Below are 16344 nucleotides of genomic sequence, written 5' to 3' on the forward strand. Positions count from 1 at the left end.
GTGATGAAGAGACTGCTGGCGCTGCTCACCACGTTGGTGGTGCTGACGGGTTGTGCGCAGGCGGCGTCGGTGATGCCCACGCCCGGTGTGACGCTGGCCCCGCCCACTCCGGCGGGCTTGGAGGAACTGCCGCCCGAACAGGTCCGGTTGCCGATGCCGGACAACGACGACTGCGACCGGCGAGCGAGCCTGCGCCCGTTCCCGACCCGCGCCGAGGCCGATGCCGCGGTCGCCTACATCCGGGAACGCGGCCGGCTGATCGTCGGGCTGGACATCGGCAGCAACCTGTTCTCCTTCCGCGATCCGATCACCGGCAACATCACCGGATTCGACGTCGACATCGCCGGGGAGATCGCCCGCGACATCTTCGGCAGCCCCGCCCAGGTCGACTACCGCATCCTGTCGTCGGCCGACCGGATCGTCGCGCTGCAGAACAACCAGGTCGACGTCGTCGTCAAGACGATGACGATCACCTGCGAGCGCAAGAAGCAGGTGGCGTTCTCCACGGTGTACCTCAACGCCAACCAGCGCATCCTGGCGCCGCGCGATTCGGCGATCACCCGGGCCGCCGATCTGTCGGGCCGGCGGGTCTGCGTGGTGAAGGGGACGACGTCGTTGCGGCGGGTGCAGCAGATCAGCCCGCCGCCGATCATCGTGTCCACGGTCACGTGGGCGGACTGCCTGGTGGCGTTGCAGCAGCGGCAGGTCGACGCCGTCAGCACCGACGACGCCATCCTGGCCGGGCTGGTGGCCCAGGACCCGTATCTGCACATCGTCGGGCCGAGCATGAACCAGGAGCCCTATGGCATCGGCGTGAATCTGGAGAACACGGGGCTCGTGCGGTTCGTCAACGGGACGTTGCAGCGCATCCGCGCCGACGGCACCTGGTCGGCGCTGTACCGCAAGTGGTTGACGGTGCTGGGCCCGGCGCCCGCACCCCCGGTCGCGAGGTACGTGGACTGATGGCGACCTCCGAACACGACCTCGGCCCCACCGTCGACGAGGATCCCGGTACGCAGCCGGCGAGCCTCGACGACCTCGACTTCGATTCGGCGTCGACGATGCGCCCGATGGCCACCCAGGCGGTGTTCCGGCCCAATTTCGACGACTCCGACAGCATCTCGGTGCACACCGGCGACACCGAGCCCCAGGACCACGTCACGACGGTGATGCGCACGCTGTCGCCGGTGCGGCGGCTCGGCGGTGGGCTGGTGGAAATCCCGCGCGTGCCCACCAAGGATCCGCTCGAAGCGCTGATGACCAACCCGGTGGTCGCGGAGAGCAAGCGGTTCTGCTGGAACTGCGGGCGGCCGGTCGGGCGTTCGTCGTCGGACGGCAAGGCGCTCTCGGAGGGTTGGTGCCCGCACTGCGGCAGCCAGTATTCGTTTCTGCCGCAGCTCAATCCGGGTGACATGGTCGCCGACCAGTACGAGATCAAGGGCTGTATCGCCCACGGCGGCCTTGGCTGGGTGTATCTGGCGTTCGACCACAACGTCAACGAACGTCCGGTGGTGCTCAAGGGTCTGGTGCATTCGGGTGACGCCGAGGCGCAGGCGATCGCGATGGCGGAGCGGCAGTTCCTTGCCGAGGTGACGCACCCGGGGATCGTCAAGATCTACAACTTCGTCGAACACGAAGACAAGCACGGCAACCCTGTCGGCTACATCGTGATGGAGTACGTCGGCGGGACGTCGCTCAAACAGGCCAGGGGCAAACGGCTTCCGGTCGCCCAGGCCATCGGCTACATGCTCGAGATCCTGCCCGCGCTGGGCTACCTGCACTCACTCGGACTGACCTACAACGACCTCAAACCCGAGAACATCATGCTGACCGAGGACCAGGTCAAGCTGATCGACCTCGGTGCGGTGTCGACGATCAACTCGTTCGGCTATCTGTACGGCACCCCGGGCTACCAGGCGCCGGAAATCGTGCGGACCGGCCCCACCGTGCAGAGCGACATCTACACCGTCGGCCGGACGCTGGCGGCGTTGACGCTCGAATTGCGCACGCGCAAGGGACGTTACGTCGACGGGCTGCCCGAGGACGATCCGGTTCTCACGCAGTACGACTCGTTCGGCCGGTTGCTGCGGCGTGCGATCGACCCGGATCCGCGGCGGCGATTCGCCAGCGCGGAGGAGATGTCGTCGCAACTGCTCGGTGTGCTGCGTGAGGTGGTCGCCCGTGACACCGGTGTGCCGAGACCCGGTCTGTCGACGGTGTTCTCGCCGACACGTTCGACATTCGGCATCGACCTGCTGGTCGCCCACACCGATGTGTACGTCGACGGTCAGGTGCATTCGGAGAAGCTCACCGCGCAGGAGATCGTGCGGGCACTGCCTGTGCCGCTGGTCGATCCGACCGACGTCGGGGCCGCGGTGCTGTCGGCCAGCGTGTTGAGCCAGCCGGTGCAGACCCTCGACCAGTTGCGCGCCGCGCGGCACGGTGCACTGGACTCCGAGGGCATCGATCTGTCCGAGTCGGTCGAGTTGCCGTTGATGGAGGCCCGGGCGCTCCTCGACCTCGGCGACGTCGCGAAGGCCACCCGCAAGCTCGACGAGCTGACCACCCGGGTGGGCTGGCGCTGGCGGACGGTGTGGTTCCGTGCGGTCGCCGCGCTCCTGTCCGCCGATTACGACGCCGCGACAAAGCATTTCACCGAAGTCCTCGACACGCTGCCCGGTGAGTTGGCGCCGAAATTGGCGTTGGCCGCGACCGCGGAACTCTGCGGCTCCGACCTCGAGCACGCGCCGTCGCGCAAGTTCTACCAAACGGTGTGGGGCACCGACCACGGCATCGTCTCGGCCGGCTTCGGGCTGGCGCGGGCGCAGTCGGCCGAAGGTGACCGGGAGGGTGCGGTGCGCACGCTCGACGAAGTACCCGCCACCTCACGTCATTTCACCACCGCCCGATTGACCAGCGCGGTGACGCTGCTTTCGGGCCGGTCGTCGAGCGAGATCACCGAACAGCAGATTCGCGACGCCGCGCGCCGGGTGGAGGCGCTGCCGGACACCGAACCGCGGGTGCTCCAGATCCGGGCGTTGGTGCTCGGCACCGCGATGGACTGGCTGGTCGACAATTCGGCGAGCACCAACCACATCCTGGGATTCCCGTTCACCGAGTACGGATTACAGCTCGGCGTCGAGGCCTCGCTGCGCGCGCTCGCCCGCGTCGCGCCCACACAGGCGCACCGCTACGCGTTGATCGACCTGGCCAACAGCGTGCGGCCGATGAGCACGTTCTGACATCAGAGCACACTCGCCGACCGTAACGCCCGGGCGTGCCGAACTCGTCGGACGATGTCGACCGGGTGATCCTCCCTGACCACGCGGACGACCAGCCAGCCGGCGGCGTCGATCTTCTCGGCGCGGCGGATGTCCTTGGTGTACACCCATCTGCTGGTCTGGTGATGCTCACCGTCGTATTCCATAGCGACCATGCAGTTCTCCCAACCCATGTCGAGGAACGCGAACGGCGCACCGTCCGGACCGAGCACGGGTATCTGGGTGCGAGGTCGGGGCAGTCCGGCCCGCATGATCAGCAGCCTCAGCCATGTCTCCTTCGGTGATTCCGCGCCGGAGTCGACGAGGTCGACCGCTGTCTCGAGCTGTCGCAGGCCCCGTACCCCTGGATGGTGCCGCGCGAGGTCCGCCACATCGCCCAACCCCAACGCCGTGGCACGCACGAGCGCGTCCAGCCGTTCCACTGCCGCGTCCACCCTGCCTTCACGCCCGAGATCGAACGCGGTTCTCGCCGGGCTGGTCACGGCACGACCGCGCACGACCTGTCGCTCGCCGTCCAGCAGGACTGCGCGGCGAGTCCGAATCCCCGGTGGCGGCTTCGGATTGGCGTAGATGAGGTCTACCACCACGTCGTCGTCGATCCACTTCGCGCCGTGTAGTGCGGCGGCCGCCAGGCCGGCGATGGTCGCTCGCCTGCCCGACCACAACCACGCCGCGACGATGCGTTCGTGCAGGGAGAGCGGTGACAGCTTCTGCGCGTACACGCCGGGGAAGACCGCGCGGTAGCGGGTCCGCAGCTGATGGCGGCTCACAGCGCCGCACGCCAGCGCCTCACTGCCGATGAAGGGGTCCCGCAGCTGGTTCATGACCGCACCCTGACGGAAGTGGCCGACATCAGGGCGAGGTCGGCGAAGACTCATCCACAGTCGCTCAGATCGAGTGTGCCGTCAGGGCGTCGAGTGTGTAACCAGGGCGGGATTTCCGCCGAATTCCCGCCCTGAGTACACACTCGCCGACTGCCGTCAGGGCACTCGGCACTCGGCGGCGCGAATCCTGCTAGATCACTGCGACGCACGCTCGTGCGATCGCCAACTCCTCGTTCGTCGGGATCACGAGCACCGTCGTGGGCGACGTCTCCGCCGAGATCCGCCGCGCCGTGTGCGAGGGGCTCTCGTTGAGGTGCTCGTCCAGTTCGATACCCAGCCGCCCCATGCCCGACAACGCATCGCGCCGCACCTCGGCGTCGTTCTCGCCGACGCCTGCGGTGAACGTGATGACGTCGGCGCTGCCCAGCAGGGCGAGGTAGGCGCCGATGTACTTACGCAGCCGGTGGATGTAGACGTCGTAGGCGAGCCCGGCGGCCTCGTCACCGCTTTCGATGCGCTGATGCAGTACCCGGAAGTCGATCTCGCCACCCAGTCCGCGCACCCCGGCACGCTTGTTCAGCATCGTCTCGATCTCTTCGACGCTCATCCCGGCTTCCCGCCACAGATAGACGAACAGCCCCGGGTCGATGTCACCGGAACGCGTGCCCATCACCAGACCCTCCATCGGCGTCAGGCCCATGGAGGTGTCGACCGGGCGGCCGCCCAGAATCGCCGACGCCGACGCGCCGTTGCCCAGGTGCAGCACGATCTGGCTCAGCGAGGACAGCGGAACATCGAGGAACGCCGCGGCCTGCTCGCTGACGTACTGATGTGAGGTGCCGTGGAAGCCGTAGCGCCGGATGTGCCACTGCTCGGCCACCTCCCGGTCGATCGCGTAGGTGGCCGCGGCGGCGGGTAGGTCATGGAAGAACGCGGTGTCGAACACCGCCACATGCGGCAGTTCCGAGAACGCCTTGCGGGCCTCGCGGATACCGAGGACGGCGGGCGGGTTGTGCAGCGGCGCCAGCGGGGCCAGTTCCTCGAGCTTCTCGATCAGCGCGTCGTCGATCAGTGTGGGCTGATACAGGTCCGGACCTCCGTGCACGACCCGGTGTCCGACGGCGACGAGTCCGACGCTACCCAGCTCGGTCCCGGCTTCGTCGAACATGGCGTACGCCGTGCGCAGCGCGGCTTCGTGATCGGGCACCGGGTCGCCGTGCGTCACCTCGCGCTCACCGCAGACCAGACTCGCCGACGACGAGTCCTCGCCGATGCGCTCGACGATCCCGTCGGCCAGGGACAACCCGGAATCAGGCTCCACCAGTTGGAATTTCAGTGACGACGATCCGGAGTTGAGGACCAGAACGGTGCGGCTCATCACTTCCCCTGGGCCTGGATCGCGGTGATCGCGACCGTGTTGACGATGTCCTCCACCAGGGCACCTCGCGAGAGGTCGTTGACCGGTTTGTTGAGCCCCTGCAGCACGGGACCGATCGCGATCGCACCCGCGCTGCGCTGCACCGCCTTGTACGTGTTGTTGCCGGTGTTGAGATCCGGAAAGATCAGCACGGTGGCCCGGCCGGCGACGGGCGAGTCCGGCATCTTGGTCGAGGCGACCGACGGTTCCACCGCGGCGTCGTACTGGATCGGCCCCTCGACCAGGAGGTCCGGTTCGCGCTTGCGTACCAGTTCGGTCGCCTCCCTGACCTTTTCGACCTCGACACCGGCACCGGAGGTACCCGTCGAATACGACAGCATCGCCACCCGCGGGTCGATGCCGAACTGGGCGGCGGTGCGCGCCGAGGAGACGGCGATGTCGGCCAGTTCCTCCGCGGTCGGATCAGGGACGATCGCGCAGTCACCGTAGGCGAGCACGCGGTCGGCCAGGCACATCAGGAAGATGCTCGACACGGTCGACACATCGGGCAGGGTCTTGATGATCTCGAATGCCGGGCGCACGGTGTGGGCCGTGGTGTGCGCCGCCCCGGAGACCATGCCGTCGACCATGTCGTTGTGCACGAGCATGGTGCCGAAGTACGAGACGTCGTGGATGATCTCGCGTGCCTGCTCGACGGTGACGCCCTTGTGCTTGCGCAGATCGGCGTACTGCTCGGCGAACCGGTCGCACAGTTCGCTAATCCGCGGATCCAGCACCGTGGCCGCGGACAGGTCGGCACCGAGTTCGGCTGCCCGGGCCCGCACCCGCGCCTCCTCACCGAGGATTGTCAGGTCCGCGACGCCGCGCTGCAGCAACCGGCCGGCCGCCTTGAGGATGCGGTCGTCGTCGCCTTCGGGCAGCACGATGTGTTTGCGGTTCGCGCGCGCCTGGTCGAGCAGCTGATAGGTGAACATGTGCGGTGTGGTGACGGTCGGAATGGGAATCGCCAACCGGCTCAACAGGTCCGCGGTGTCGACGTGGGTCTCCATCAGCGCAAGCGCGGTGTCGATCTTGCGCGCCGAGGTGGCGGTCACCCGTCCCCTGGTCCCTGCGACGCGGCTGGCGGTTTCGAAGGTGCCGTAGTCGGTCGCGACGATCGGCAGCCGAAGTCCCAGCCCGGCCACCAGCGCCGCGATCGCCGGATGCAGCTCCAGCCCACCGTTGAGGATGACGCTCGACAGGGACGGGAACCCTTCTGCGGCATGGGCGCTCAGCACGGCGAGTACCACGTCGGACCGGTCTCCCGGCGTGACCACCGTGACTCCCTCGGTCAGCCGCTCCAACACGTGTTCGGCGGTCATCCCGGCGACCAACACGTCCATCGCCTCGCGGTCCAGAAGGCTCTCGTCACCGCCGATCACCGTCCCGTCGACGGCATCACGCAGTTCGGCAACCGACGGCGCGACCAGCAGCGGCTCTTCGGGTAACACGTAGGCCTGCGGGCCGCCGTGCCCCTGCAGTGCCTCACGCACCTCGGTCAGCTGGTCCGGGTCGCACCGATTCACCACTACCGCAGCGGTGTGTGCGTGCTGGGCGGCGATCTCATCGAGGCACACGTCGATGACCTCGACGACCTCCGACGGGGTGCGGCCGCGCGCTTTGACGGCAAGGACGACGGGAGCACCGAGGTTGGCCGCGATGCGCGCGTTCATCGACAGCTCGCTGGGGCTGGCCACGTCGGTGTAGTCGCTGCCGACGATCAGCACCACATCGCACCGGGCGGCGACGCGATGGAAGCGGTCGACGATGTCGGCGAGTGCGCTGTCGGGGTCCTCGTGCAACTGGTGGTAGCTCACTCCGACGCAGTCCTCGTATGGCAGACCCGCGGTGGTGTGGGCGAGCAGCAGTTCGAGGATGTAGTCCCGCGCCGGCCCCTGCCGGGTGATGGGCCGGAACACTCCCACCTTCGCCGCGGTTGCCGTCAGGCGGTCGAGGAGTCCGAGCGCGATCGTCGACTTTCCTGTGTCGCCTTCCGGCGATGCGACGTAGATGGCGGAAACGCGCGAATCGGTCACGTCGGGCACCCTCACAGCCTGCCGCATCGGCGGCATTGCGGCCAGCAGGCCACCCCGCTCGCCAAAACCGACACCCAATGCAAAGTTTTGGTTATTTAGTAATTCTTTGCTAACTTCGCACGCACACGTTTCAAACGCCTGCGTCAATAACTTACTCAGCAGTCAGGATTGCCGTGAGAACTGCCTCTTCGGTCGAATATGTAAGAGAGCTGGCCGCGCCTCCGACGACGAAGCCATCCTCAACTGGCGTTACTGGCAGCTCACTCGCGAAGCCTTTAGCGTCCCTAAGGGGAATCGCGGAGACAACGATCGCGGACCGGCGGGAACACCGCTGGTTCCACCTTCGGCTCGTCATCGCCATCGGCCTCACCGCGATCGCCTACGCCATCCCCTACGCCGACACCGTCGTGCTCGCGATACACGGTTCAGGCGCACCCCTTCCGGCGGTCCTGCCGGTACTCGTCATCCTGATCACCCTCGGATACCGCACCGCACCGCGCGGCGTGGCCGACGCCGAGTCGAACTGGATCATCGGGGCACTGGTCGGGGTGGGGGCACTCGGCGGCATCGAACTGCTCAGCCACCGCACACCGACCCTCGCCGGGCTCTGGCACCTGCAGGATTTCGGCGCCCCCGTCTGGCTCGCGTGCGTGATGACGGTGCTGTTCGGGGTGCGGCACGTCGTTCGGATGTGGCCGCTGTGGCTCTTCGCGCTGTGTTGTGTGAGCCCGCTGCCCTTGATGCTGGCGTCCGCGGCTCTCGGCGGGTCGGATACCGCCACGGCGCTGCTCACCGCGCTGGCCGGAGCGGTCGCCGTGCTGCTCGCGGGCCGGATGACACCGCCGGCCCACCGGTGCGCCGCCGCACTGTCCTGCTTCGCGGTGTCGGCCCTCACCGTGCTCGGCGTGGGCGGGCACGTGCCGCTGTTGCTCACCACCGTGCTTGTCGGCGCGGTGTTCCCCAGCCTCGCGACCGCCGCTCTGCTGACGACGCGCACCGCGCGCGTGCGCCTCGCCGAACGGGCGTGGCCCGAACCGCACCAGCACACCGTGCGCGCGCTGGGCACGCTCGCCGTGACGGCCGTGGCCCTCGCGCTTCTCAACCCGCCCGTCGACCGGACCGCCGCGCTCCCCACGGTGTCGGCCGACTGGACGGACAAGGCCGGGCTGCGTGCCCCCGTGGCCTATGACTTCGTCACCCGGTACGCCGGACCGGACGCCACCTTCGTGCGTTACCGCACGCCCGCACAGCGCGGCCTTCCCGCCCTCGCAGTCGACGTCCTGACCACCCCGGACCGCACCGCGCTGACCGACACCGCCGACATCATCTGGTACCCGTCGGCCCGTCCGGTGGACTACCGGGTGATCACCGATCGTCCCGACCTGCCGGCGGGCAGTCGGATGGCGTTCAGCAACGCCGACGCGGCCACCGACGGCACCCACTCCGACTGGTTGGTCATCACCTGGCAATGGCAGTCCGGCAACGACTTCCAGCGGGTCAACGTGGTCGCCAGCCAATCGCTGGCCGGTGACCACCTGCCCCCGGAACCCCAGCCCGTGAACCTGCTCGACGTGTCGCTGCGGCCCGCGCTGTGGGTGGCCCGCCAACAACCGAACGATCCGGGTGACGTCGACGAGGTCGTGATCGGGCGCGCGACCACCCTGGCCGGGGTGCTCGACCGCGCGGCTGCCGGCCCGGCGGGCGGTGCCGCGGCCGATGCCTGACCTGACTCCGGTCGTGCTGCCGGCCCACCTGTCGGCGCGCGGACTGCTGGGCCGCCGGGCCCTGATGCTGCTGGCCGCGGTCTTCGTGGTCCACGCCGCGGCCGTCGCGCACTGGCCACACATCCTGGCGCCGGTGCTCACCGGGGTCTTCGCGCTCATCTACCTGGTATCGACGCTCGACCGCAATTACCTGCTGCTCATGGGGCTTCGGTCCAGCGCGCTGGTCAGCATCAGCGCCGAGGAGGCGCTGGCCATCCCCGACGACGAACTGCCGGTGTACACCGTGCTGCTGCCCGTCTACGACGAACCGACGATCGTCGCCAACCTGATCAACGGCGTCGGCAGACTCGATTACCCGGCCGACAAACTGGAGATCCTGCTGCTCGTCGAGGAGGACGACCTCGCCACCCAGGGGGCCCTCCTGGGTGCCGACATGCAGTCGGTACGGATCGTCATCGTCCCGCACAGCCAGCCCAAGACGAAACCCAAAGCGTGCAACTACGGGATGTCGCTTCCCGACCTGCGTGGCGAGTACCTGACGATCTACGACGCCGAGGACATCCCCGATCCGCTGCAGCTGCGGCGCGCGGTCGCCGCGTTCCGCCGGGTGCCGCGCGACATCGGTTGTCTGCAGGGGCGACTCGGCTATTTCAACGAGAAGCAGAATCTGCTGACCCGGTTCTTCTCCCTCGAGTACGACCAGTGGTTCGGGGTCGTACTGCCCGCCGTCGAGCAGGCCCGCTGTGTCGTCCCCCTCGGTGGCACCTCCAACCACATGCCGACGACGGTGTGGCGGGCGGTCGGCGGGTGGGACGAGTTCAACGTCACCGAGGACGCCGACCTCGGGGTGCGCCTGGCGCGCAGCGGCTACCGGACGATGATCCTCGACTCGATCACGTTGGAGGAGGCCAACTCCGACGTCGTCAACTGGATTCGCCAACGGTCGCGCTGGTACAAGGGCTACCTGCAGACCATGCTCGTGCACCTGCGCGATCCGCGGGGTCTGCGCCGCGCGATCGGCACCAAGGCGTTCCTGCGGATGCTCAACATGACCGGCGGTGTGCCGTTGACCAGCGCGCTGAACGTGCTGTTCTGGTTCACGATGCTGATGTGGATCGTCGGCAGACCCGCCGTGATCGGGATGCTGTTCCCTCCGCTCACCTACTACGTGTGCCTGACCCTGCTGCTGGTCTGCGCGCCGCTGTCGGTGTTCACCGGGCTGATCGTCACGCAGGCGCTCGGTAAACCGCATCTGTGGGTGGCGGCCCTGCTCTCACCGCTGTACTGGGTGTTGCAGTCCGTGGCCGCCATCAAAGCGATCTACCAGCTCGTGTTCCGACCGTCGTTCTGGGAGAAGACGATTCACGGCCTCTCCCCCTCTCGTGACAACGCACCTCTCACCGAAGGACTCCGATGACCACACCCACGCGCGCCCTCGCCGTCCTCGCCGCCGCCAGCGTCGCGGTGGCGGGCAGCCTGGCCGGGACGCCACCGCCCACCGCGCACGCCGAACCGATGAACAAGGCGGTGCGCGACGCCGGGGCCACCCCGCCGATCGGGTGGGCGCAGCTCGGGATGTCCGACCGGATGGAACTGATCGGCGCCAATCAGCCTGCGGAGACCGCGATCCCGGTGCCCGACGGTGTGGGTCCCGGGATGCTGAGCGGCCGGATCGGCTCGGTGGTCAACGTCGCCGACGGCCGGGTCGAGGTGATCGACGGCCGCGGCACCGTCCTGGGCTCGTTCCCCGCACCCACCGACGGGAACACCACCCCGTTCAGCGTCAACATCTCGCCCGCCCAGGTGGTCGAGGACCGCGCCCGCGTGAGTTTCGTGTTGCGCGAACCGGGCCGCGACGCGAACGCCTGCACGCAGCCGCCGGCGCTCACCCTGACCCAGCTTGCGAACACCTTCACCGGCCCCACCCCCGATCCGGTGTCGGTGGCCGGATTCCTGCCCGGCTACCTCGACGAGATCGTGATCCGGATCGGATCCGATCCGACGAACTTCGAGCAGCAGGCGGCACTCGACCTGGTCGCCGAACTCACTCACCTCTACCGCCCGATGCCGGTGCGCATCAACGTCACCACCGCCGACGTCCTGGCGCCGGCCGCCGGGGCTCGCCGCGTCATCGAGATCCGTGACGGCGCGGCACCGGCGATCTCCATCACCGGCGCGGGCACCCCGGCCGCGGCGCTCGTGATCGCCGGCACCGGCGAGAAGCTGCTCGACCAGGTGGAACTGTTCACCGACCAGCGAATGAAACTCGCCCAGTCCCCCTCGGCGGCCGTCGTTTTCGCCAACCGGCAGCCCGACGTGGCCTCGACCATCAAGACCTTCGACCAACTCGGCATCACCGGTCAGACGTCGGTGCTGGGCAACACCGTCCTCTACGCCGGATTCGACGTCAGCGCGTTCGGCGTCGGACCGGTCACCCAGGCCGACGTCCACATCAAAGCCAAGTACACGCCGGTCGTCGGCGGTGAGGCATCCGTTCTCATCCGCTCCGCGGGCACGGTGGTGGCCACCCACACGCTCGACGAATCGGGCACCCTCGACGTCAAGGCGACGATCCCCGCCGAGACCATCACCTCCAACGTGGGCCTCGCCCTGGAACTGCGGTACATCCCCCGCCAGGAGTGCGCACCGCTCACCGACCGCATCACGTTCGCACTCGACCCGCAGTCGACGGTGAGCGTGACCCCGGGCGACAACAACAGGGGCGGGTTCCCGGTCCTCCCGATGGCGTTCACCCCGGACTTCGACGTCACCCTGAACAGTCCGGACCACATCGGCTTCGCCGCGCAGGCGATCAACCTGATGGGCCAGCAGACGGCCATGCTGCTGCGACCGCGGCTGAACACCTTCGAGGACGTGATCGGTTCGCGCACCGCACTTCTCGCCGTTGTGGACGGACCGGAGCTGACCCGCGCGGGGATGACACCGCCGTTGGCCACCGAGGCACCGGATCGGCTCACCGTCGGCGGCAGCACGACCACCGGGGTCGATTTCCGCGGACCCGTCAGCTCACTGCAGGCGTTCGGTGACAACGGCCGGACGGTGCTCGCGGTGTCCGGCGGTGGTGACTGGTCGCTGCTCGACGATTCGTTCCACTACATCCGCAGCCTGCCCGAGCGCTGGGCGTCGCTGTCCGGTGACGTGCTGGCCACCGGGTCGGCCGGTGAGACCGTGAACCTCACCGTCGCGCAGGGCGGTCCGATGGCCCACCAGCCGGCGCCCGGACCGGGCTGGCAGGTGTGGGCGTGGATCAGCGCCGCGGTGGTGGGGTTGGCGGCGCTCGCCGCGGGAGCGGTCTTCGGTGTGCGGCACCGCCGGTCGCGCGGCAGAGCCTGACCCATGACGACGACGCTGCCGGACGTCGCACCGGCACAGCGGACGGCGCCCACCGGCCCCGCCCGCTGGCCGGGCGTCCTGCTGTACTGCGCGCTGGCGGTCGGCTACTTCATCGTGGGCGCGGTGCTGGTGCTGCGCTACAACATCTTCGAACCCGACGCCCCCAACCGGGTGGCCAACGCCGGCTTCGCGCTGCAGTCCAGACATCCGCACCTGTCGGCCATCGGGTTCGTGTGGAACCCGCTGCCCAGCATCGTCGAGATCCCGCTGGTGTGGTTGAGCCAGTGGTGGCCCGCGCTCAAGCACGCCGGCCTGGCCGGGGTGGTGCAGAGCGCACTGTTCATGGCGGGCGCCGCCGTGGTGCTGCGGCGCATCGCGATCGACCGTGGCGTCGGCCGGGGCTGGCAGTGGATCGCCGTCGCGGCGTTCGCCCTGCATCCGATGATCGTGCTCTACGGCGCGTCGGGGCTCAGCGAGGCCGCGCAGGTGTTCAGCCTGCTGTGGTGCGTACGCCACCTCATGCTGTGGTGCGACAACGGGCGGGTCGGTGACCTGGCGCTGACCGGGATCGCCTTGGGCATCGGCTATCTCGCGCGTTACGAGGCCCTCCCGGCGGCTGTCGGCGTTCTCGTGGTGGTCGCCGCGGTCAGCTGGGTGCGGTCCCCTCGAGCGCTGCGGCGGTCCTCGACGATCCTCAACGTGCTGATCGCGATGTTTCCGTTCGCCACCGCGTTCGTCGCCTGGGCGGTCACCGGGTGGATCATCAACGACGAGTTGTTCGCGACCCTGACGTCCCAGTACGGCAACTCCAGTCAGGTGGCCGGGCGACTCGCCCACGCCGCCGGCCACGACGCTGGATCCACCTGGCCGGTGATCGCCTCCCGGTTGTTCGGTATGCAGCCGCTCATCGGTGTGGCGGTCGCGGTGGCGGTCCTGGTCGCCGCGGTTCGGCGCACCGCCGGCACCGTGGTGCCGGTCGCGGTGGTCGGCGGTACGTTGACGTTCGCGGTTGTGGCGCAGGCAAATTCGACGACGTTCGGCTGGTTCCGGTTCTATCTGCTGGCGATTCCGCTGGTGATCTGCGTGGCGCTGGCGTGCTGGTACCGGGCGAAGTGGCCGTCGGCCGTACTACTCACCGCCTCGCTGGTGGTGGCGATCCCGTTCACCGGGCGGCTGATCACCGACGAGGACGTCGCCTACGGACAACTCGAGTCGGGGTTCGTCTCCCTGGTCGACCCGGTGGGGCATCCGCCCGCCGAGCATCCGGCCCGCCGCAGGCTGATCAGCGAGCGCACCCTCGCGCAGTGGTTCGACGCCAAGGATCTGCCGCCCGGTTCCGTGCTGATGGACAGCTTTCTCACCTGGGGCATCTGGCTGTCGTCGACGGATCCTCGACAGTTCGTGATCACCAGCGACTACGATTTCACCGCGGCACTCAACCGGCCGTGGGACTTCGGCATCCGCTACATCGTCGCGACCAACCCGCAGCTCAACGTCGCCGACGCCGTCAACCGCAGGTACGGGACGATGTGGGACGACGGAGCGGGCATCGGCGACCTGGTGTTGTCCGCCGACGGCCCGACGCCCGACGAGATGTTCCGCGTGTACCGCGTGACCGGACGGCCCGCGCCGCCGGACTGACGGTCAGCCCAGCTTGCGCAGGCGCGGTTCGAGATCGCGCTGGAAGAGTTCGAGGAAGCGGCGCTGATCTTGCCCCGGGGCGTGGAACACCAGGTGGTTCAGGCCCCACCCGACGTACTGGCCCACCTTCTCCACCGCTTCGTCCGGATCCGACGCGACGATCCACCGCTTGGCGACCTGCTCGATCGGCAACTCGTCGGCGGCCTTCTCCATCTCGATCGGATCGTCGATGCTGTGCTTCTGTTCGGCGGTCAACGACAACGGCGCCCAGAACCGCGTGTTCTCCAGGGCCAGTTCCGGATCGGTGTCATACGAGATCTTGATCTCGATCATCTTGTCGACGTCGGCGAGGTTCTTACCCGCGGCCTCGGCACCCTCGGCGACCGCGGGCAGCAGCTTGTCCTTGTACAGTTCCTCCCCCTTGCCGGAGGTGCAGATGAACCCGTCGCCGGCGCGTCCGGCGTACTTGGCCACCACGGGACCGCCGGCCGCCACATATACGGGCACACCGCCCTCGGGCACGTCGTAGATCGAGGCGCCCTTGGTGCGGTAGTACTCGCCCTCGAAGTCCACCCGGTCGCCGAGCCACAGCTCACGCATCAACCGCACCGACTCCCGAAGCCGGGCGAACCGCTCCTTGAAGTCGGGCCAGTCACCCTCGTAGCCGGTGGCGATCTCGTTGAGCGCCTCTCCGGTACCCACACCCAGGAAGATCCGGTCCGGATACAGGCACGCCATCGTCGCGAAGGCCTGGGCGATGACCGCCGGGTTGTACCGGAACGTCGGCGTCAGCACCGAGGTCCCCAGCTGCAGGCGCTTGGTGCGCTCACCGACCGCGGTCATCCACGCCAGGGAGAACGGGGCGTGCCCACCCTCATGGCGCCACGGCTGGAAATGGTCGCTGACCGTGGCACTGTCCATACCGTGCTCTTCGGCCGCCACGGCCAGCTCGACGAGTTCACGGGGCGCGAACTGCTCCGCCGACGCCTTGTATCCGAGTTTGAGTTCAGCCACGTTTAATTTCTACTCCTCTCTCCTAAACTCGCGGCATGGCAGCCACCTTGACCGCCGTCACCGATCGCGTCCACCTCGCACACACCGACCTGGTGAACTGGACGCTGGTGACCGACGGCGGCGGTGTGCTGCTGATCGACGCCGGCTATCCCGGCCATCGCGACGACGTGGTGGATTCGGTGCGACGGCTTGGGTTCGAGATCGCCGACATCCGCGCCATCCTGTTGACCCACGCCCACGTCGACCACTTCGGCTCGGCGATCTGGTTCGCCGCCACCCACGGCGTGCCGGTGTACGCCCACCTCGACGAGGTCGGGCACGCCAGGCGCGAGTACCTCGAGCAGGTCTCCCCGCTCGATGTGGCCAAGCACGTGTGGCAGCCGCGCTGGCTGAAGTGGTCGCTGACGATCAGCCGCAAGGGTGGGCTCGAGAAGGCCGGCATCCCGACCGCGCAGGCACTGACCGAGGAAGTGGCGGCGACACTGCCCGGGACACCGCGGGCGGTCCCCACGCCGGGGCACACCGGTGGGCACTGCTCGTATGTCGTCGACGGTGTGCTGGTCAGCGGCGACGCGCTGGTGACCGGTCACCCGCTGCTCACCGACACGCGCCCGCAGCTGCTGCCCTCGCTGTTCAACCACGACCAGGCCCGCTGCGTGCAGAGCCTCGCGGCGCTGGAGACGCTGGAGTCCGACGTGCTGCTGCCCGGCCACGGCCCGCTGTGGCGGGGTCCCGTCCGCGACGCGGCGCGCGCAGCGCTCAGGTGAGGATGCGATAGCCCAGCAGGAACACCCCGGTCAGACACAGTCCGCAGGCCACCACGATCGTCGGCATCAGGATCATCTGATCGAGTTCGTCGGGGTCGAGCGCATCGCGCTGCACGGGACCCAACAGCACCCGGGCCAGCGACGTCTCCCGGATCCGCCGTGTCAGGCGGCCGAGCACATGGCGGTCGGCGCGGCGGCCGATGAACCCCCGAAACATCACGCCCGCCGCGGCGATGACCACCGCGGCGGCCAGGATCAGCCAGCCCACGGTCATCTGTGACATCCG

Annotated in this window: 12 protein-coding genes; 7 read left to right on the plus strand and 5 right to left on the minus strand. The window is 68.4% G+C overall.

What is annotated here, in order from left to right; translation table 11 throughout:
• The first annotated feature begins 3 nt into the window (after nt 1-3).
• Together G6N30_RS17970 and G6N30_RS17975 are read left to right on the plus strand one after the other, a co-directional pair.
• Nucleotides 4-963, plus strand: a complete 960-nt coding sequence (locus G6N30_RS17970; RefSeq protein WP_134057663.1) for a glutamate ABC transporter substrate-binding protein — start codon at nt 4-6, stop codon at nt 961-963.
• Entirely contained in the window at nt 963-3242 is a 2280-nt protein-coding gene (locus G6N30_RS17975) for a serine/threonine-protein kinase PknG (RefSeq protein ID WP_134057665.1), read from the plus strand. Before G6N30_RS17970 ends, G6N30_RS17975 begins: the two co-directional genes overlap by 1 nt.
• A gap of 2 nt (nt 3243-3244) precedes the next feature.
• On the opposite strand, the gene G6N30_RS17980 is transcribed toward G6N30_RS17975, so the two are convergent.
• From G6N30_RS17980 to pta, 3 genes are all read right to left on the minus strand, one after another.
• Nucleotides 3245-4105 carry a putative endonuclease domain-containing protein gene (locus tag G6N30_RS17980; RefSeq protein ID WP_134057667.1) on the minus strand — a complete coding sequence of 287 codons (861 nt, stop codon included), beginning with the start codon at nt 4103-4105 and terminating at the stop codon, nt 3245-3247.
• Nucleotides 4106-4295: 190 nt separating this feature from the next.
• The gene (locus G6N30_RS17985) at nt 4296-5483 is read right to left on the minus strand and encodes an acetate kinase (protein ID WP_134057669.1); all 1188 of its coding nucleotides are present in this window, start codon (nt 5481-5483) and stop codon (nt 4296-4298) included.
• Complete coding sequence (gene pta, locus G6N30_RS17990) at nt 5483-7558, minus strand: phosphate acetyltransferase (RefSeq protein ID WP_407664662.1); 2076 nt, start codon at nt 7556-7558, stop codon at nt 5483-5485. The genes G6N30_RS17985 and pta overlap by 1 nt, the downstream gene beginning before the upstream one ends.
• 407 nt (nt 7559-7965) lie before the next feature.
• On the opposite strand from pta, the gene G6N30_RS17995 reads away from it, so the two are divergent.
• From G6N30_RS17995 to G6N30_RS18010, 4 genes are read left to right on the plus strand one after another with little or no spacing between them, the layout of a single operon-like run.
• Nucleotides 7966-9282 carry a hypothetical protein gene (locus G6N30_RS17995; RefSeq protein WP_134057671.1) on the plus strand — a complete coding sequence of 439 codons (1317 nt, stop codon included), beginning with the start codon at nt 7966-7968 and terminating at the stop codon, nt 9280-9282.
• Nucleotides 9275-10699, plus strand: coding sequence for a glycosyltransferase family 2 protein (locus tag G6N30_RS18000; protein WP_134057673.1), 1425 nt, complete (start codon nt 9275-9277; stop codon nt 10697-10699). Before G6N30_RS17995 ends, G6N30_RS18000 begins: the two co-directional genes overlap by 8 nt.
• Nucleotides 10696-12636, plus strand: a complete 1941-nt coding sequence (locus tag G6N30_RS18005; RefSeq protein WP_134057675.1) for a hypothetical protein — start codon at nt 10696-10698, stop codon at nt 12634-12636. The genes G6N30_RS18000 and G6N30_RS18005 overlap by 4 nt, the downstream gene beginning before the upstream one ends.
• A gap of 3 nt (nt 12637-12639) precedes the next feature.
• Nucleotides 12640-14277 carry a glycosyltransferase family protein gene (locus G6N30_RS18010; RefSeq protein ID WP_134057677.1) on the plus strand — a complete coding sequence of 546 codons (1638 nt, stop codon included), beginning with the start codon at nt 12640-12642 and terminating at the stop codon, nt 14275-14277.
• 3 nt (nt 14278-14280) lie between these two features.
• Here G6N30_RS18010 and fgd read toward each other — a convergent pair whose 3' ends face one another.
• Nucleotides 14281-15291, minus strand: a complete 1011-nt coding sequence (gene fgd, locus G6N30_RS18015; RefSeq protein WP_134057679.1) for a glucose-6-phosphate dehydrogenase (coenzyme-F420) — start codon at nt 15289-15291, stop codon at nt 14281-14283.
• A gap of 35 nt (nt 15292-15326) precedes the next feature.
• On the opposite strand from fgd, the gene G6N30_RS18020 reads away from it, so the two are divergent.
• Nucleotides 15327-16058, plus strand: a complete 732-nt coding sequence (locus G6N30_RS18020; protein ID WP_134057681.1) for an MBL fold metallo-hydrolase — start codon at nt 15327-15329, stop codon at nt 16056-16058.
• Here G6N30_RS18020 and G6N30_RS18025 read toward each other — a convergent pair.
• Nucleotides 16051-16341: a hypothetical protein gene (locus G6N30_RS18025; protein ID WP_134057683.1), complete on the minus strand. Its 291-nt coding sequence runs from the start codon at nt 16339-16341 to the stop codon at nt 16051-16053. The genes G6N30_RS18020 and G6N30_RS18025 overlap by 8 nt on opposite strands.
• Nucleotides 16342-16344: the final 3 nt, after the last annotated feature.

The organism is Mycolicibacterium litorale (assembly GCF_010731695.1).
Classification (GTDB): Bacteria; Actinomycetota; Actinomycetes; order Mycobacteriales; family Mycobacteriaceae; genus Mycobacterium; species Mycobacterium litorale.

Excerpts from the sequence above, each read along its gene's own strand:
- G6N30_RS17985 (WP_134057669.1), bottom strand. The coding sequence starts at position 5,483 with ATGAGCCGCACCGTTCTGGTCCTCAACTCCGGATCGTCGTCACTGAAA.
- G6N30_RS17970 (WP_134057663.1), top strand. The coding sequence starts at position 4 with ATGAAGAGACTGCTGGCGCTGCTCACCACGTTGGTGGTGCTGACGGGT.
- G6N30_RS18005 (WP_134057675.1), top strand. The coding sequence starts at position 10,696 with ATGACCACACCCACGCGCGCCCTCGCCGTCCTCGCCGCCGCCAGCGTC.
- G6N30_RS18020 (WP_134057681.1), top strand. The coding sequence starts at position 15,327 with ATGGCAGCCACCTTGACCGCCGTCACCGATCGCGTCCACCTCGCACAC.
- G6N30_RS18000 (WP_134057673.1), top strand. The coding sequence starts at position 9,275 with ATGCCTGACCTGACTCCGGTCGTGCTGCCGGCCCACCTGTCGGCGCGC.
- G6N30_RS18010 (WP_134057677.1), top strand. The coding sequence starts at position 12,640 with ATGACGACGACGCTGCCGGACGTCGCACCGGCACAGCGGACGGCGCCC.
- G6N30_RS18025 (WP_134057683.1), bottom strand. The coding sequence starts at position 16,341 with ATGTCACAGATGACCGTGGGCTGGCTGATCCTGGCCGCCGCGGTGGTC.
- G6N30_RS17980 (WP_134057667.1), bottom strand. The coding sequence starts at position 4,105 with ATGAACCAGCTGCGGGACCCCTTCATCGGCAGTGAGGCGCTGGCGTGC.
- G6N30_RS17975 (WP_134057665.1), top strand. The coding sequence starts at position 963 with ATGGCGACCTCCGAACACGACCTCGGCCCCACCGTCGACGAGGATCCC.